18 protein-coding genes and 1 pseudogene are annotated in these 17,786 nt (G+C 54.5%); 6 read left to right on the top strand and 13 right to left on the bottom strand.

Annotation, left to right across the window (positions count from 1 at the left end; translation table 11 throughout):
- The first annotated feature begins 43 nt into the window (after positions 1-43).
- Together SPV1_RS05595 and SPV1_RS05590 are read left to right on the top strand one after the other, a co-directional pair.
- Positions 44-718 (top strand): spermidine synthase, encoded by a 675-nt coding sequence (locus SPV1_RS05595; RefSeq protein WP_009850162.1) that lies wholly within the window; start codon positions 44-46, stop codon positions 716-718.
- 53 nt (positions 719-771) lie between these two features.
- Positions 772-1,335, top strand: coding sequence for an SPOR domain-containing protein (locus SPV1_RS05590; RefSeq protein ID WP_009850161.1), 564 nt, complete (start codon positions 772-774; stop codon positions 1,333-1,335).
- Positions 1,336-1,362: 27 nt separating this feature from the next.
- Here the strand turns inward: SPV1_RS05590 and SPV1_RS05585 are convergent, their stop codons facing one another.
- The 4 genes from SPV1_RS05585 to SPV1_RS05570 form a co-directional block, all read right to left on the bottom strand.
- Positions 1,363-1,641, bottom strand: a complete 279-nt coding sequence (locus SPV1_RS05585; protein WP_040881686.1) for a peptidylprolyl isomerase — start codon at positions 1,639-1,641, stop codon at positions 1,363-1,365.
- A gap of 33 nt (positions 1,642-1,674) precedes the next feature.
- Positions 1,675-2,877 carry a multidrug effflux MFS transporter gene (locus SPV1_RS05580; RefSeq protein WP_009850159.1) on the bottom strand — a complete coding sequence of 401 codons (1,203 nt, stop codon included), beginning with the start codon at positions 2,875-2,877 and terminating at the stop codon, positions 1,675-1,677.
- A gap of 30 nt (positions 2,878-2,907) precedes the next feature.
- Complete coding sequence (locus tag SPV1_RS05575) at positions 2,908-3,357, bottom strand: YiiD C-terminal domain-containing protein (RefSeq protein WP_009850158.1); 450 nt, start codon at positions 3,355-3,357, stop codon at positions 2,908-2,910.
- A gap of 63 nt (positions 3,358-3,420) precedes the next feature.
- Positions 3,421-4,302: a radical SAM protein gene (locus tag SPV1_RS05570; RefSeq protein WP_009850157.1), complete on the bottom strand. Its 882-nt coding sequence runs from the start codon at positions 4,300-4,302 to the stop codon at positions 3,421-3,423.
- A 104-nt stretch (positions 4,303-4,406) separates the two neighbouring features.
- Between SPV1_RS05570 and SPV1_RS05565 the strand changes: the two genes are divergently transcribed.
- The 3 genes from SPV1_RS05565 (at position 4,407) to SPV1_RS05555 (ending at position 6,359) form a co-directional block, all read left to right on the top strand.
- On the top strand, positions 4,407-4,856 hold the full coding sequence (locus tag SPV1_RS05565; protein WP_009850156.1) for a CoA-binding protein: 450 nt from the start codon (positions 4,407-4,409) through the stop codon (positions 4,854-4,856).
- Between the two features lie 76 nt (positions 4,857-4,932).
- Positions 4,933-5,613: an MBL fold metallo-hydrolase gene (locus tag SPV1_RS05560; RefSeq protein WP_009850155.1), complete on the top strand. Its 681-nt coding sequence runs from the start codon at positions 4,933-4,935 to the stop codon at positions 5,611-5,613.
- Complete coding sequence (locus SPV1_RS05555; protein ID WP_009850154.1) at positions 5,613-6,359, top strand: sulfite exporter TauE/SafE family protein; 747 nt, start codon at positions 5,613-5,615, stop codon at positions 6,357-6,359. Before SPV1_RS05560 ends, SPV1_RS05555 begins: the two co-directional genes overlap by 1 nt.
- 26 nt (positions 6,360-6,385) lie before the next feature.
- On the opposite strand, the gene SPV1_RS05550 is transcribed toward SPV1_RS05555, so the two are convergent.
- Positions 6,386-7,714: an APC family permease gene (locus tag SPV1_RS05550; RefSeq protein WP_009850153.1), complete on the bottom strand. Its 1,329-nt coding sequence runs from the start codon at positions 7,712-7,714 to the stop codon at positions 6,386-6,388.
- A 228-nt stretch (positions 7,715-7,942) separates the two neighbouring features.
- Between SPV1_RS05550 and SPV1_RS05545 the strand changes: the two genes are divergently transcribed.
- On the top strand, positions 7,943-8,470 hold the full coding sequence (locus tag SPV1_RS05545; protein ID WP_009850151.1) for a YgjP-like metallopeptidase domain-containing protein: 528 nt from the start codon (positions 7,943-7,945) through the stop codon (positions 8,468-8,470).
- 47 nt (positions 8,471-8,517) lie between these two features.
- On the opposite strand, the gene SPV1_RS05540 is transcribed toward SPV1_RS05545, so the two are convergent.
- From SPV1_RS05540 to SPV1_RS05505, 8 genes and pseudogenes are all read right to left on the bottom strand, one after another.
- Complete coding sequence (locus SPV1_RS05540; RefSeq protein ID WP_231288293.1) at positions 8,518-8,808, bottom strand: hypothetical protein; 291 nt, start codon at positions 8,806-8,808, stop codon at positions 8,518-8,520.
- Positions 8,809-9,079: 271 nt separating this feature from the next.
- Entirely contained in the window at positions 9,080-9,910 is an 831-nt protein-coding gene (locus tag SPV1_RS05535) for a hypothetical protein (RefSeq protein WP_040881514.1), read from the bottom strand.
- 108 nt (positions 9,911-10,018) lie between these two features.
- Positions 10,019-11,107 (bottom strand): mechanosensitive ion channel family protein, encoded by a 1,089-nt coding sequence (locus tag SPV1_RS05530; protein WP_040881512.1) that lies wholly within the window; start codon positions 11,105-11,107, stop codon positions 10,019-10,021.
- 335 nt (positions 11,108-11,442) lie between these two features.
- Positions 11,443-12,705, bottom strand: coding sequence for an amylo-alpha-1,6-glucosidase (locus tag SPV1_RS05525; RefSeq protein WP_009850147.1), 1,263 nt, complete (start codon positions 12,703-12,705; stop codon positions 11,443-11,445).
- 364 nt (positions 12,706-13,069) lie between these two features.
- A complete protein-coding gene (locus SPV1_RS05520) occupies positions 13,070-13,768 on the bottom strand; it encodes a hypothetical protein (protein WP_040881510.1) in 699 nt (232 codons plus the stop codon).
- Positions 13,769-14,315: 547 nt separating this feature from the next.
- A pseudogene (locus tag SPV1_RS05515) lies at positions 14,316-14,747 on the bottom strand (PAS domain-containing protein); the annotation flags it as partial.
- Complete coding sequence (locus SPV1_RS05510) at positions 14,744-15,280, bottom strand: DinB family protein (RefSeq protein WP_040881508.1); 537 nt, start codon at positions 15,278-15,280, stop codon at positions 14,744-14,746. The pseudogene SPV1_RS05515 and the gene SPV1_RS05510, both read right to left, overlap by 4 nt.
- A 124-nt stretch (positions 15,281-15,404) precedes the next feature.
- Positions 15,405-17,771 carry a phosphoketolase family protein gene (locus tag SPV1_RS05505; RefSeq protein ID WP_009850143.1) on the bottom strand — a complete coding sequence of 789 codons (2,367 nt, stop codon included), beginning with the start codon at positions 17,769-17,771 and terminating at the stop codon, positions 15,405-15,407.
- Positions 17,772-17,786 lie beyond the last annotated feature (15 nt).

Here is a 17,786-nt window from a genome sequence, read left to right as displayed (position 1 = left end):
CCCGTGAACAGAGCTACGATGCGCGGCCGAGGATAAGACACTGATGACTGACTATACACTGCTCGATACCAGCTCCGAACACGGTACAACGCTGCGGCTGCTCAAACGGGGTGATGAATTCACCATCCGCGTGGACAACCAGCATGGCGAGCTGATGCACAGCAGCGTGCATAACTCGGAAGATGTGCTGGCGGAGCTGGCCTGCAAACATGTGGCTGCGCGGAAAAAAACACGCCTGCTGGTCGGAGGCCTCGGCATGGGTTTCACGCTGGCTTCCGCGCTGACTCACTCCGGCCCCGACGCACGCATTACCGTGGCAGAACTGATGCCTGCCGTCGTGCGCTGGAATCGTGAGCATATAGGCGCTATTGCCGGCCACCCTCTCAAGGATAAACGGGTTGATGTGATCATTCAGGATGTCGGAAAAGTGATGCGTGAGCATAAAAACACCTTCGATGCCATCATGCTCGATGTCGATAACGGACCGGATGGCTTCACCCGCGATGATAATGACAACCTATATGGGCTGGGTGGTCTTGAAACGGCCTTTGAGTCGCTCACACCGGGCGGCGTACTCACGGTATGGTCGGCAGAGCGGGATATCAATTTCACCCAGCGACTGATGAAGATCGGTTTTGAAGTCGAGGAAAAACGGGTGCGCGAGCATACCGACGATCTCGGTGCTATTCACACCATATGGGTGGCTGTTCGCTATTAGCCCGGACTCAGGATATATGGACGTGCGCGGCAGCAAGGTCTAGTTTTTTCTGTATGTCCGATTCTGATCATTCGTCATCCGAGGCTGCTCCGGCAAGATCGGTCAGTTCAACACCGTTGTATCTGCTCGCGGCCCTCATTGGCGCTGTTGCCATCTTTGCCCTCCTTCTCATGTTCAGCAGCCCGGACAAACCCGCAGCGCCGAAACCTGCCGACATCTTGCAATCGCCAAGTGCGCCCGCAGCTGTCGTTGCCGAGCCTGAGCGGGCAAGCAAAGAACCTGCACCCGTTTCCGGGGACACAAAGCCTGAAGCTGAGCCGCGCCCCATTGAAACGGAATCGCAGCCTGTCGATCACGCCATCATCCCCGCCGACCACTCCGGGCCGCCGTGGGCATTGAACCTGATGTCGCTCTCCAACCTGAACGGCAAACCTGAACATCTTGATCAGATCACTGCACTGGGCTACACACCGGAAGTGATTGAAGTGAACATTGATGGGCGTCACTGGTTACGCTTGCGTATCAAGGGCTTTGCCACCATAGCCGCAGCAAGAAAAGCGGGTGAGCAGTTCATCGACAACAAGGAGTACCGCACGCTCTGGATCGGCGGCTACTGATCACTTTTCGCTCCGCTCAGCCTCCTTTTAGCTTCTGAAGTAGACAATCACCAGGTGATATCCGAACTGCGACTTTACCGGCCCGTGCAGCTTCAACAGCGGCTGTTTGAAAATTACATTCTCGATTGGCCTGACCAGTTGACCCGGATAAATCTCGCCCAGATCACCGCCCCGCTTCTTCGACGGACAGAGCGAATATTTGCGCGCCAGTGCAGCGAAATCCGCGCCTCCGGCCAGACGCACTTTCAGCGCTTCGGCCTCGGCCTTCGTTTTTACCAGGATATGTTTCGCCATTGCACTTTTCATGCATGCGAGTTCTTCAGTCATGCCCCGCCGCTGTCAAGCTACAGCCTCTGATTCACCGCCACGCAATATCCAGAACAGGCATGCAATCAGACTCAATCCGAACATGCACAACGTCATCATCGTCAAGGACACCGTGACCAGAGGAACCACTGCCCCCACCACCAGCGCGGTAAAAGCCATCTGCACAAAGCTCTGCATGGCCGAGGCCATACCGCGATTATGTGGGAAGCAGTCCAGCGCCATCACATTGAGGTTGGGCATGGTCAGCGCCATGCCGAGCACATAGAGCGCCAGCGGCGCAATCACGCTCAACGGAGTTGCTGCCAGCCACAGGCTCTGCATGAGGTTCACCATCGAGGCTGCCAACAACAACCCCAGACCGATGCGGACCGTGCGCGTCGCAGAGAACCTGCCCGCCAGCCAGCTCGAGAGTTGCGCGCCGATCATGATCGCAGCCACACAGGGCACGAACAACATCCAGAAATCGTTGACGCCGAGACCGAGAAACACGTAGATCACGACCGGAGCACCGGCCACATAGATAAAGAAACCGCTGAACATCAGTGCGAAGCAGAATACCAGCGCCAGAAAATGCCGGTGGCGTAGCGCTCTGGCATAGCTGCGGGCAATAACGAGCGGGTGAATGCTCTGCCGCTTTTCCGCAGCCAGTGTTTCACCCGTGCCAAGCCAGATCATCAGGAACAGCGCTGCCGCCACCAGCGCCAGAAACAGGAATACGGAGTGCCAGCCGAACATATCATGGAGCCAGCCGCCGATCACCGGCGCTATGGCAGGTGCGATGGCAAACAGCAGCATGACCCGCGACATCACTCGCTGCGCATCCGCGCCGTGATAGACATCGCGCACCATGGCGCGGCCGATGACCATGCCGGCGCTGGCCGACAAGCCCTGCCCGATTCGCAGCAGAATCAGCTGATCTATTGTTGCCGTCAGTGCGCAACCGATTGAGGCCGCAACATAGATCAGCAGCGCCGCCATGATAACCCGGCGTCGACCGAAACCGTCCGAGAGCGGGCCGTAAATCAGAGTGGAGGTAGCCGCGGCAAAGAGGTAGAGACTCAGGGTGAGCTGCATTTGCGCATGGGTAGCAGAGAGTTCGGTCCCGATGTCGGGAAAGGATGGCAGATAGGTGTCGATGGTGAACGGGGCCACGGTTGCCAGTGCTGCGACAACCAGCGACAGGGGCAGACCAACGGATGCTTTATTGCCGCGCATTCAGGTCAACCTTCGCGATGTAGATACTAATCAGATCTGTACCGCCACATAGACGCCGGTATGGCGGCCGCAGCTGACACCATTACACAACAGTTCGGAATCGACCGTTATTCTTGCCCGCCCGCGCTTCTGCAACGTGTTGATAAAGCGGTCATATACCTTTGCCGGAGGCAGTGCGCATACCGCTTCAAAGTCGGCAGTGACTGGATTGGTGAACTCAAAGGCAGAGCTTTGAATCACCAGCCGCGTATGCAGGCCAAGTTCTTTCATCCTGATAAACAGCAGTGCCCAGCCGGAGAGGATCGCTACGGCAGAGAGGCTGCCGCCAAAGGCCGAGTTGCGGTGATTGATGTTCGCATCCAGCGGCGCACTTATCACGATGGCATTGCCATCATAGCTTTTAATGGCCGCCCCAAGGTGAGTGGTGATCGGAATATGCTCATGCACATAATTCAGTATCTCAGTGAGGTCTGTTTTCATCTGATACGCTCCCGCTTAATCCTGTAACATTTTGCCGCAAAAGCACAATTGCCGCTCGCGCACTTACATGCCGCGCAGATACCATGGCCGTAGCGGCGCTTCCCCATCCAGTGCCGCCTCCAGCTGAGCCAGCAGTTTTGCCCGGTCACGCGGCAGATTGCCGGCCAGCGCCAGTGCATTGGAGGCGTGATTAGAGCGAAAAATCACAGGCTGTGGCGGACTCACACCGCTAATCAAGCGCTGCTGCTCCAGCAGGATGGCGCTGTCACTCTGCATCTCGAACGCCTCCCCGAACTTGCGTTGAAACTCGTCAACGATCCCATCCTCCAGATATAACTGCAGCGTGGAGAGGTATGTGATCGGCGCGCTATTGAGCAGCGCAATGGTGCCGTCGATATGCTCCTGCCAGTGTTGCCTGCCACCGAGCCCCAGAATAACGGTACCCGATACCTTGATGCCTGCATCGTGAGCCTTGTGCATCGCCTCGGCGATCCCTTTCTGACTTGCCCCCTTGGTGATCTTCTTCAGGATCAGATCGGATCCGGACTCGATGCCCAGATAGAGCAGACTTAAACCCTGCCCTTTTAGCAGTGCGAGCTCATCCACCCCCTTGCGCAGGATATTCGCCGGTGTCGCATAACAGGAGACACGGGTAAGTGCTGGAAAAGCCGCATGCAGTGCATCCAGAATCGCCAGCAGCTCTCCTGTAGGCAGACTCAGCGCATCGCCATCGGCAAGGAACACCCGTCGAGCATCAGGCTCACTTAAGGCTGCCCTGCCGATATCCTCCTGTACCGCCTCAAGCGGACGCTGACTGTACTGCTTCGTTCGATACATCGCACAGAAACTGCAACGATTGAAGCTGCAACCCAGTGTCACCTGGATAATCAGATTATCGCCCTCGCTCGGTGGCCGGTAGAGCGGCATGTGATAACTCAGTGTCATATGACAAGCAACTATCGGCGATTGTTTCGCACATTGCCATCCTCTTGTCTGTAAAGCTTCACCACCCCGGGTTACCCATTACTGTAAGCTGGGAGCAGTATTGCATGACCAAACAGAAAAAACGGGAGAGCAGGATGAAGCATTGGCAGAACCCGAACGATGCAGAATTAAGCGAGCTGTTGCGCTCGGCAAAAACCATCGCCGTTGTCGGCTGCTCCCCCAAACCTGAGCGCACCAGCCACCAGATTACCGCCTTTCTGCTGGGGCGCGGTTACCATGTGATCCCGGTGCATCCGAAAGCCGATATGATTCTGGGCCAGAAAGCCTACCCATCGCTGACCGATATTCCCGAGTCGGTAGATATTGTGAATGTCTTTCTTCGCCCCGAGCTTACCCCGCCCATCGCCAAAACCTCCGTTGCCATCGGCGCCGGAGCTTTGTGGCTGCAACAGGGCATTATCAATGAGGAGGCCTGGCACATCGCGACTGTCGGCGGTCAAACATGCATCATGGATCTCTGCATCGCCGTCATGCAGCGCACACTGTTGCACTGAGCAAGACCTAACGACTGTCTGGGCGGGCAGAGGCTCTTCATCTATAGTAAGCACATTCCGGCAAAAGGAGTGACTTATGCTTTTTCGACAGCTTTTCGACAGGGACACATCAACCTACACCTACCTGCTTGCCGATCAGGCAACAGGAGAAGCGATCATCATCGATCCGGTGGACACGCAGCTGGAGCGGGATATTCAATTGATCCGGGAGTTGGGCCTCAGGCTATCCTATGCCTTTGACACCCATGTACATGCGGATCATATCACGGCGACCGGCGCCTTGCGCGAGCGTTTGGGCTGCACATCCGGCGTATCAAAACACGGCAATGTGGCATGTGCGGATCTGCAGCTGGCTGAAGCTGATCAGTTCCGTTTCGGCCGCCATGAGATCCGCGTTCTGGAGACACCGGGCCATACCGATGGTTGCCTGAGTTTCGTCTGTGAGTCGCGGGTCATGACCGGTGATGCACTGCTGATCCGCGGCTGCGGGCGCACGGACTTTCAACAGGGTGATGCCGGCACGCTCTACGATTCGATCTCCAACAAACTGTTCACCATGCCTGCGGATACACTGGTCTATCCCGGCCATGATTATAAGGGCATGACATGCACCACCATCGGTGAAGAGAAGCAGTGGAACCCACGCATGAATCTGGCAAAGGATGAGTTTATCACCTTTATGCAGCAGCTGGATCTGGCCGATCCGAAACGCATTCACGAAGCGGTGCCGGCTAACCTGGCCTGCGGCAAAACCTGATGAGCTTCGGCTTGATCCCGGCCGCCCTGCTGATCGGGCTGATCCTCGGCCTCTTTGGCGCAGGTGGCGGCATGTTAACCGTGCCTGCCCTGATGATGGTCGGAGACATGAGCGTCAAGGAAGCCGTACCCATGAGCCTGTGGGTCGTTAGTCTGGTCTCGCTGACAGCCGCCATTCACCAGCAGGTATGGAAACAGCTGCAGTACCGTCTGCTGATCATTCTGGGAGCAACCGGCATTGCCGGCAGCGCCAGCGGGGCCCGTATCGGGGCAGGCATGTCCGAAAGCCTGCAGTTGGCCATCCTCGCCATACTGATTCTTACTGTCGCGGTTTGGACCGGCTTTGTGCGACTGGAAAACAAGGTTAGTACGTTTCGTTACATTCCTGCCGTGCTGGCAGGCTTTGCCATAGGCCTGCTCACCGGCATGCTCGGCGTCGGTGGCGGTTTCCTGCTGGTCCCGGCACTGATTTTTCTCGGTATCGGTCACTTTCCGACAGCCGTCGGCCACTCACTGATGATTATTATCGCCAATGCCGCGGGCGGCATTATCAGTTACTCAACAGTTGAATCGGTGCATATTGATATCGGCCTGACCCTGAGCGTTGCCCTGATAGCAGCCGTGGGCAGCATCATCGGCGGCATCCTGCTCAAGCGCCTGCCTGCGGCCCGGCTGCAGAAAGGTTTTGCCATTCTGCTGATATTTCTCGGCGGCTTTATCGCCTGGCAGAGTCTGAGCGTCACATAACCGGCATATAAGCATGCTTGCCGGATTCAGGGGCCGGCGGCATTTTCACCTTGTTGCTTATCCCCTGAAAGGTTCATTTTTCGTCCGGTAACCACCCTGAATGTGACTTCAATCAGGAAGGCGGCTCCTGCCATTGCGAACAGAAACCACAGCTGTTCGGGTGAGCTGTTTGCGGTCTGCCAGATCAGGCTTCCCAATGCGAACAGGCATAGCACGACTCCGACCAGCGAGATTGAACGCCTGCTCTGTGTATCCTCTGCCAGCATCACATTCGCAGCATTAACAGCAGCAAAAATGATCAGGAAGCCGGCACTGCCCATAATCGACATGCTGGAGAGGTCGGCCATATTGGCGATGAACAGAGTCAGTCCTGCTGTGATCAACAGTCCCTCTATCGGCTTGCCCCAGACCTTTTTCTCCAGTGAGCGTGGAAGCTCTCCATCTTTTGCGATGACATAACTCAATCGGGCTGCACCATAAAGGGTGGCATTGATAGCCGAAGCCGTTGAAAGCAGTGCTGCAATGGCGATCAGAACAAATCCAGTCTGGCCGAGGGAGGGGCGGGCAGCTTCAGCCAGGGCATAGTCCTTGGCAGCTACAATTGTATCAACAGGCAGCGTTCCCGCTGTAACGATCGCCACAAGGACATAGAGCACAACCACGAAACCAACGCTTGAATAGAATGCCCGGGGCAATGTGTTGGACGCGTCGCGCACATCCTGCGCGGTATTGGCAATCAACTCGAACCCCTCATAAGCAAGAAAGATGATCATACCGCCCGCAATCAGGGGCACAGGGGCCGACCAGGCTGCCGGAGCCAGCCTGCTTGTATCAACGCCCCAGATACCAACCCCGATAAAAAGCGACAGAATCACCAGCTTAAGCAGTACAATCCCGTCTTCCCACTCGCCAATCAGCCTGGCGTTCAACAGGTTCAACCCGGTAATGCCTGCGACACTGCCGGTGATCAGAATGTGTTTCCAGACCAGCTGTGAGTCCGGCGGAAAAAAGGATGCGCCATAACTGCCAAAGGCATAGGCATAGAGCGATAACATAACGATGTAACTAATCCAGAGCAGGATATTCGCACTGCCCGTCAACAGCCCCGAGCCGAACGCCCGATCCAGAAAGGCTGCTGTCCCGCCCTGACTCAGATACGTTACGGATAGTCGTGCGTAAGAGTAGGAGGTCACAAGCGCAACCAGCCCTGCAATCAGAAATGCTACCGGTGCACCGCCCCTGGTTAACTCCACGGCCAGACCAAGTACGGCAAAAATACCGCCCCCGACCATGCCGCCGATGCCTATTGCAGTGACTTCCCAGTAGCCCAGCTTCTCTTTGCCGGATGTACTCATGCAGTTTCGACTGTTTTCATGTTTGCATCAGACCGCCCGACCGAAATCCTGTTGCTCAGAAACAGGGCAACGCATGATATGAAACCTCTTTGCTGCATCACCGAGAGGATAGTCCATAAACAGGAATGCACAACGGATGGAGAAGCGTTGCCCCCGGCCTGAGCCGGCAGACCACAGGCTGCCCATTCCTGCATGGTTGCAGACCTGATAAACGACTAGCTTGCGGTGATGCGCCCCAAATCAGCACCGAACTATCTGGCCGGCTATCCGCCTGAGCTGACAGATAAAATCAAACAGATGATCGAGCAGGGACACCTGGCCGACTGGTTACTGCACAAGTATCCGCATCAGCATGCGATCCGCAGCGACAAGGCGCTCTATGATTATGTGATGGAGCTCAAACAGAGCTATATGCGCAATGCAGGGCTGATCAACAGAGTGGCTTTCGACAGTACGCTGCACCTCACCCGCAATGCGCTCGGCATCCATACCAGCAAATCACAGGTGCATGGCGCCAAACTCAAGCGTAAACGCGAGATTCACGTGGCAACCATGTTTAAAGATATGCCGCCCGAATTTTTGCGCATGATTGTGGTTCACGAACTGGCCCACATGAAAGAGAGCGAACATGACAAGGCCTTTTACAAGCTCTGCTGTAATATGGAGCCGAACTATCACCAACTGGAGTTCGACCTGCGCGCCTATCTCACCTGGCTGGAAATAACGAAAAATCCGCTGTGGTCTGCCTCTTCGTAGCTGTCAGCCGGGCCCTACCCGATGAGGATAGAGCAGCTTTGCTCAGATCAGGTACCAGCTTTATCCACTCTAACTATTCTCCAGCCTTTATCAGTTTTGACTCGGGCCCATTTAGCCGGTTTTTTGTTTTTTTCGTTCTCATCGGCCCAGGACTTGAGCTCTTTAGCGCCATGCTTTGTGGAGCTCCATAGCTTTTTAGATGCTGAAACAGTCCAGTCAACAGCACTGCTTATACCGGCCTTGGCTTTATCCCCGGCAGTCGCCTCCGCAGCTGATACCAGCGCCGGTGAAGCCATCAGAACCATTAGAGCAGTCACAGTAATAATCGTCTTTTTCATCATTGCCTCCGTCATGGAGACAATTCAAGCGGCTCCTTTAAGGCACGACAGTGCCCAAAATCACACTTTGCGAAACATCCCACACGCTGAGGTAGATTCAAGGCTCAAGACCTGCCACCGATCATTCAAGCTCTGCTGAAATCCGGCACCGAACTCTACGCGCCTAACCTCACCTGACTGGCAATAACAAAGAAACCACTGTGCTCTCTGAACCCGTAGCCATCTCGCAGTTGGTGCATGACCCGGGTAGCACAGCGAATCACTCAATCACTCATGCCTTCCAGTTCGGTACAACATTACGCGCCATGCTCAACCGCTCCTTGTTGTAAATTAATACGGTATCGGCATGAGCCATCGCTGAGTCGGCCACGGTGAATCCATATTCGCCGACCAGAGTACCATCGCCATGGATAGTATATGAGGGGGTATAGAGCGCAAAACCGTAGGGAATCTGAAAGGCAGTAAAATTGAAAAGACCTGCTGTAACCTGTTTACCGATGACGATATAACCGCCGCACTCTTCATTCAGAGGGATATGAATATGGGGGAAGTTGTGCGTCTCAACAAACACACCTCCGCCACCATACTTCTGCATCAGGAAATCCTTTTTGTAGTCCCCACTATAATCATATTTCATCATGGCAATCTGAAACTGATCGGTCGAGATAGCGAAATCCTCTCCACTGGCGATCAACTGCAAATCGTAATGTTTAACATTCTCGGCCGTAGCCATCACCGTCGGGATGTTAAAGCCATCGGGCACCAGCAGTGCGCCCAGACTGCCGAATGTATTGGCGCTGCCGCCATACACCACCTCGATCCCCTTCTCCAGTGCCTCCTGCGTTGTATACCAGCGGGCTTTCACCGCCACATGCGGAGTATCGGTCCGGCTCAGCGTAATGGCCTTTTTCGCCGTCAGATCAAGCTTCCAATTCGTCACTCCCTTCTCGACAAAGGCGATCTCACCATCGGTACTTAACACAACCTTGTGCTTGTTCTCATGCTTCCCTTTCACGGCGTAACGGGTGATTTGCACACTCTCTACAACCGCTTTTTCCAACAGCCCTTTCTGATATTTCGGCTTCTTCTCTTTGTCACCCATACCTATCCCACCTTTGATTTGACGGCTCACCGTTTTATACGCGGGAAAATCCAGCTGTTCTACGATCATGCCACCGATACCTATCGGCTGAGAATGGCGGGGCTTGAATCACTCAGGGGCCGCTTGATGATCTCCGGCCGGGGACTGCTGTTGTACGAGCAGGGTCTGCGTCGGATAGGCAAATTCGATACCTTCATTCTCAAAAGCCTCATGGATGTGCAGATTGATCGACTCCTGAATATTCATATATTCATTGTAATCCGGTCCAAGCACATAATAGACCGATTCGAAATTCAGTGAAAAATTACCGTACTCCTTGAAGTTCGAGCGATCAAAGCGCGTCTTCTCCTGCCCGGTCACTGCCTCGCGGATGATCTCGGGGATCTTGATCAGCTTCTCACGCGGGGTCTGGTAGGTAACACCGATGCTGAATAGTACGCGGCGTTCATACATACGGCCGTAGTTTCGGATGCGGCTGTTTAACAGATCGGAGTTGGAGAATACCAGCTGCTCGCCCGAAAGACTGCGCAGCCTGGTTGTTTTCAGCCCGACGTGTTCAACCGAGCCGAGCAGGTCACCGACAACCAGGAAGTCACCAATGACAAAGGGTTTATCAAGTACGATTGATAATGATGAAAGCAGATCGCCCAATATGGTCTGAACGGCCAGTGCAATGGCGATACCGCCAACGCCCAGACCTGCAACCAGTGCGGTGATATTGATGCCCAGATTGTCCAACACCAGCAGCAAAACAACAGCCCATAACATGACCTTGCCGATAAAGCTCAGTACGTTGAGGGTTGTGACGCTGGCGGGATCCTCGGATATTTTATGTTCCCGGTATTGATCAATGGACTGCTGCAGCGCCAGCGATGCCCACAGGCCGGCCTGTATGAGCAGGGAGATGATGGTGATGGAGTCCAGAACCCTGCGTGCGGTTTCAGGCAACTCAACAACCAGCGAGCCGATGAACAGGGCCAGTATAAAAATGAAGAGCCAACTGGTCCGCCCGATTACCTTCAGCAGAATATCCCAGACGGATGCTGCAACCTGATGTTCGGTCAGCTTTTGCAGATATTTCATACTAACGAAACGGAAAACCCCGACTGCAACCATCGTGGCCAGCGCAATCGCTAACGCAATGAGCCAGGTCTGGACGCTGTTTGATGCAATTTCGGTCTGTAAATAAAGTGTCATTTCAAGCACCTGTGATTGGAGTAGCTGGAAGCGGGAACCGGCATGGAGGATAAGCATCTGCGCCGTGAGGCCGTCTGCTCATCAGAAGGTGTCATCCTCCCGCATGTTCGGCAAAAGCCTCTACAGTATAGCTGCCCCCTTTAAGCCTTGCTGCGTGCAGAGGCGAAAGGCGTTGTCTCACAAACAGTGTAAACCGGGAGACATACCTGAACAGAAAGATCCTTGCCTCATATTAACAGGAACCGAAAACAGGCTTTGATATGGGCATAAGCAAGAGAACCGAATTTAGGTGTTGCTGTCAAGTGACCCTGCCTGACAGTGGTGGGAAAGTTGAATCACCCCTGCTCCTCGTTCACCCGGAACACGCACTGCCCTTTCAGGGCATGATGCCCGATTACGGCCGCGGCAGCACTCCACCCCTGATGCCTTGTTCCGCCGGGTGTGAGGTTCTTGCCGTGAACGAACTCGGGAAAACCCCATGCCTCGCCCTCCATCACCAGTGCATTGGCGTGATATATGCCCTGCAAATACCTGTTTGCCTCACCCATTCGCCCCCGCCGCACAAGATCCGCCACATAAAATCCCGTCACCACAGGCCACAGGCCGCCATTGTGAAATTCATAAGGTTTATTCTTGAAGGTATACGAAAACATCACATGCAGATCTTTCCAGTCCTCATCCACCGGTTTGATCACCGGGTGAAATGCGGGCAACAACGGCAGCTGCTCATTGACCACCTCCGCAGCAATATATTCATCCACCTTGCTGCATCTGGTGTCATCGGAGATATCCAGCAACGATACCAGCACATTGGCTAGGGCATCGAAGCGATAACCGTAACCGCCGGGTGAGAAAAATGGCATCCAGTGCTGTCCGGCACCGTGCGACGGGGCAAGAGCCCGCCCCTTTTCATAGAGCACCTCATGGTAGGCATCATCAGGCGTTTTTTTGCCATCCTCAAACCAGTAATTGGTGCGGATGAGGTGGCGCAGACGACTTACTTTCTCGATGAGCGCATGGTCAAGCGAATCGTGTGCTGCCGCCCGTATGCGGGCCAGTGTACGTTGCGCCTGCAGATACAACACCTGATCGTAAAGCACATACCCATTATGCAGATACTCGTCAGCCCAGTCGCCGGTCAGCGGCACATAAATAAGTCCGCGGTTATTGAACTCCCAGGCGCCGAGCAGAAAGCGGACCTTTTCGATAGCAGGCAGCATATGCTCGATGAATTCATCATCGCCGGTTGCCAGCCAATATTCACCGCAACCGATAATAAACCAGAGATCGGCATCAACCCGGCCGGTGGTACCGCCGTAACTGATCCGTTCTGCGGCGGTATCGACATTGCTTGGTATCTCGCCATGCGGCCCCTGCCACTCTGCCAGCGTCTCGAAGGTACACCGGGCCGCCTTGATCAACTCGTTATCCCCGCTGAGTAGTGCGGCCAGCGAAATAATCGTTCCATCGCGAGCCCAGATGCGCCGGTAGTTGTCGTGATCGCTGGGGCTGGCTACGAATCCGTCCGCCGTCACACATGCGTGAAGCAGTGCCAGCGCCTTGCTGTAACCCTCTTCCTCTACGGGATTCTTATGCATACCCGGTCACTCCCGCGCAGGGCCGATGCCTGCACCTTTGAGCTGCGAAGATCTTGTTTCGTGCATTTAGTTACCCATGCCGCCATCAATCTTCCCCCCTTTGCTGATCCGTATAGTTCACACCAGACCAGCAAGGACGCAAGTTGTAAGCTTAGACCATCGAACGCCCCAAAAGCAACGTGCCAACCGCCTCACTCAGGGCGCTGCAGGCAGTATAACAAACGAAACAACTCAATAACTCATGCCAGACCCCGTCATTTTCGAAATTATGACTCACTTTGGGCCCCGTATTTTTTCTGGCACATAACGACCACGCTCACCCGACGAAAACCGCACAGCGGTTTTTGGTCGGTGTAGCGACTGGTTAGGCCTCTCCATACTTTGATATGTACTCATCTCTCATTGATTTTAATTCATCAAGTTCATGCTCGTGATATTTATGCAAATGAGTATGCAGCCATTCGTTCAACGCATTGATTTTGTTACCATATTCTCCAGTGATTGTTGAGACCTTTATTTTCTTACCGGACTTTAACAGATATTGTTTACTCTTCGGTGACCATCTTGACCATAACTTCAATTTCTCAACATCAAGGCTTATGGTTGTCTCTATATATCCGTCACGTTGCGCACTAAGTGACATTTCTGAGTGGGGAAGGCCTTGATGAAGCATATAGTTTCTAAGGTCTTGGATAAATCTACATAGCTCATCGTTGGCATAATCATCTCTAATCTTTTGTGAATACGCCTGATGAATAGAGGTGCCTGTATAATATTTATCCATAAAAATTCGTGTATGCTCAATTAGTGTTTTGGCTGACGCTAGCAAGTTATGAAAAAGACGGTTAACTTCTCTAAATGCCTGATCTCCTGCCTCTCTGTTATCCTGAGCCATAAGCCTTATACCTATTTCAGGGTTTTCTATTAACTTTAACCCTTCATTTATCTCATGAAGATTCATTGAAAATATGTTATGGCTAAAACTATGCGCTCGCATTCGATTAAGAAATGCCATTCCTTTAGAGTTATGCATTTTTAAATCTAGCTCATAACCATTATCCAATGCTCAATTCTCCTTCATGGGCCTAACGACGAAAGCTGTGCGTGCGGCGCAAACGAAGCGCAGCGTAATTTGCGTCCGGACAAGCGCCTTATTATGCGCTCTTGGCATGTTCCGTGCATTGAGGCTCAGGTCTCGTTTCGTGCACTTTCTTGACCCCAGCTATCATCACCCCTCACTTCTGATCCGCATGCACCGGTCTATTCGGTAGTTAGCGCATGACTCATCAAGTCCTTGTCGGTGCCGATGGTCGATCTTCCAGCCGGTCGCCTCCTTTCATCACCTCGCCGGATTCAGAGAAGCCGGAGAGAATCGAGCGATGCGGGCACCCTCACTAGGCAACATCGGTCTGATTGAGAACTACTTCCTGGCAACCCGGGCACATACCGTGAGAAAGCTGTGCGGTGGTATGCTCCTTGAGATACGACTCAACGCTCACCCATTGATCGCGGGCATTCCTGATCTTATGCCCGCACCATGCGCATATCGGAATAATGCCGCTAATCGTATTGATCGTTTGCATCGCGTCCTGCAACTCATCATTGGCTTTTTTCAGTTCCGCATTGGAGCGCTCCAGCGACTGCTCCAGCGCCTTGCGCTCGCTGATATCGAACATGAAACCGACCAGCGCTTCAACCTCGCCATCATCCTTGCGGATCACATGAACCACATCGCGAATCCACACATAGCCGCCATCTTTTGTCAGGGCGCGATAATCCGCCTCATGGTCAATGCCATCCTGCGACTGGGCAACGCAATAATTCACCACATTGTCCCTGTCATCCGGATGCATTCTTGCAGCCCAGTCCTCGACACTCAGCCAGCTCGATGGCGCCCAGCCCAGCAGCGCTTCAATCTGCGGGCCGATATAGGAGAAACTCATGGTGCCCCAGTCAAGCTTCCACGGAATGGCTTTGGTAGACTCCAGCAGAGTCTTGTAAACAGCACCATCGGCTTCCATGTCAGCGGCTATATCGGTCATACGTTCTCCTCTTCCATCATCATCACCAGCAGGTCGGTGGGGCCGGGATCGATACCGGCCTGAAAGAGCAGCGTGGTGGCCTGGCCTCGATGGTGGGTCTGGTGGTTAAAGAGGTGCTGCAACAAAGCGCCCAGCGGGTGCTCGTGTGTGTCACCGGCCATATTGCGGTAATGGATCATCCCGGCCAGCATCTCTTGCGTCCATGTCTCGGAAAATTCGAGAATCAGCACATCCAGCTGATTACGGGCATCACTCAAATCGGAGAAATCATTAAAGAGGATATCGCGCAGCAGTGACGGTGTCGGGAAATCAGCCAGCGGAATCAGCGATTCATGGCACGCCTTGCTGGTAGCAATACGGTGCAACCAGATCAGATCGGCGACCATAATATGGTTGAGCGTGCCGAGAATGGAGCCGAAGAAGGCATCGCGATCTTCGGCAATGTCTGCCGCAGGCAGTTCGGCGACTTTCGCAAAAAGCTTGCGATTCATCCAGCGGTTATAACGCGCCATGCGTTGCAGATATTCAACCATGCCCTCACCTCGCCCGCTCACAGTATAGCAGAGAACCTGAACTTTTCCGGCAAATGCGCAATTATCTGTTTTCGCCGGGCTCACCACAGGCCCTGAAAAGGGCAAAGCGTCAGCCAGGTTTATCTCACAATGGCCATGTCCAGTTGGTGGCCTCGGGCAGGTCGACGCCGTGTTCGTAGGCATATTGTCGGCAGGTAAGCTGCTGATCGCGCAACTGCTCTTTGACATGGGCTCCGGCCACTGCCAGACGGGGAATGCGATTAATCACATCAATCGCCAGCGAGAAGCGGTCTATCTCGTTCGCAATCGCCAGCTCCAGCGGCGTATTGATGCTGCCGTGCTCCTTGTAACCGCGAACATGCAGGTTTTTGTGGTTCGTACGCCGGTAGGCCAGGCGATGAATCAGCCACGGATAACCGTGGAAGTTGAATATGATCGGCTTATCAACGGTAAACAGGCTGTCATAGTCGCGATCGGTCAGCCCGTGCGGATGCTCGGAGTCCGGCACCAGCTTGTAGAGATCAACCACATTGATAAAACGCACCTTCAAATCCGGGAAGTGCTGCCGCAGCAGATACGTGGCTGCCAGCGCCTCGCGCGTGGGCACATCGCCGGCGCATGCCATCACCACATCCGGCTCATACCCCTGATCATTGCTGGCCCATGACCAGATCCCCAGCCCCTTGGTACAGTGCTTGATTGCGGCATCCATATCGAGGTATTGCAGGTGATTCTGTTTGTCGGCCACAATGACATTGATGTAGTCGTGGCTGTTCAGGCAGTGATTGGCTGTGACCAGCAGGGTATTCACATCCGGCGGCAAATAGATGCGGGTCACCTTCGGGCTCTTGTTCACCACCAGGTCCAGAAAGCCGGGATCCTGATGCGTGAAGCCGTTGTGATCCTGACGCCATACCGTGGAGGTAATAAGCATATTCAGCGACGATACCGACGCCCGCCAGTCCACATCGCGCGACATCGCCAGCCATTTGGCGTGCTGGTTGAACATCGAATCAATGACATGCACAAAGGATTCGTAGGTGGAGAAGAAGCCGTGCCGACCGGTCAGCAGATAACCTTCCAGCCAACCTTCCAGCGTATGCTCGGAGAGCATCTCCATCACCCGCCCGTCGGCCGAGAGTTCGCCGCCGTCGCTATCGATCGGCAACCGTCCGGCCATCCAGCACTTTTTGCTGGCCTGATAGATATCATCCAGCTTGTTGGAGCTGTTCTCATCCGGACTGAACACCCGGAAGTTATGCATATTCCTGCTCATGATATCGCGCAGAAAACGACCCAGCGGTCGCGTATTCTCCGCTTCAACCGTGCCGGGTTTCTCAAATTCCAGCGCATACCTGCGGAAATCCGGCAAACGTAACATCCGGCGCAACCGCCCGCCGTTGGCGTGCTGGTTCGCACTCATCCGACGCTCCCCTTTCGGCGTCAGCGTTTTAAATTCCGGCCGGAGGCAGCCTTCGGCATCAAACAGCTCTTCCGGACCATAACTGCGCAACCACGCTTCCAGCTGATGCAGTTTCTCTTCATTCTCCCGTACACCCTTTAGCGGTACCTGATGGGCCCGCCAGGAACCTTCCACCTGGTGACCGTCAACCTCTGCCGGCCCGGTCCACCCCTTGGGCGAGCGCAGCACAATCATCGGCCACAGCGGTCGCTCAGTTACCCCCTCCTCGCGAGCCGCACTCCAGATGCTGCGGATCTCCGCCATACATTCATCCAGCGCTGCAGCCATCTGCTGGTGCATCAGCTCCGGATCATCGCCCTCGACAAAACAGGGCTTCCAGCCATAGCCCTGCATCAGGCTGGTCAGCTCTTCGGCGGGGATACGCGACAGCACCGAGGGGTTATTGATTTTGTAACCGTTGAGATGCAGCACCGGCAGCACCGCCCCGTCACGGACCGGGTTCAGGAATTTATTGGAGTGCCATGATGTGGCCAGCGGCGCCGTCTCGGCCTCGCCGTCACCGACAACAACCGCAACCAGCAAATCCGGATTGTCGAATGCCGCGCCGAATGCGTGTGAAATCGAGTAACCCAACTCACCGCCTTCATGGATCGAACCCGGCGTCTCCGGCGTACAGTGACTGCCGATACCTCCCGGAAAAGAGAAATCCTTGAAAAACAGTCGCATACCTTCTTCATCTTCGCTCTTGTTCGGGTATACCTCGCTGTAGCGCCCTTCCAGATAAACCGGCGCCAGCACGCCGGGTGCGCCGTGACCGGGACCTGCAAGAAAGATCGCATTCACATCCTGCTCGACAATAAGCCGGTTAAGGTGGGTATAGATAAAGCTCAGCCCCGGACTGGAACCCCAGTGCCCCAGCAGCCGCTGCTTGATGTGCTCCGGCTTGAGCGGCCCGGAGAGCAGCGGATTATCCCGCAAATAGATCATGCCGGCCGCCAGATAGTTGCAGGCCCGCCAAAAGCCATGCATGGCTTTGAGTTTTTCAGCACCGAGCGAACGTTGATTCATATCGCAACTCCTTCG

Origin of the sequence: Mariprofundus ferrooxydans PV-1, assembly GCF_000153765.1 — a bacterium.
GTDB classification, from domain to species: domain Bacteria; phylum Pseudomonadota; class Zetaproteobacteria; order Mariprofundales; family Mariprofundaceae; genus Mariprofundus; species Mariprofundus ferrooxydans.
Note: the sequence above shows the minus strand (reverse complement) of the source record. Positions and strands in the feature narration are given on the sequence as shown.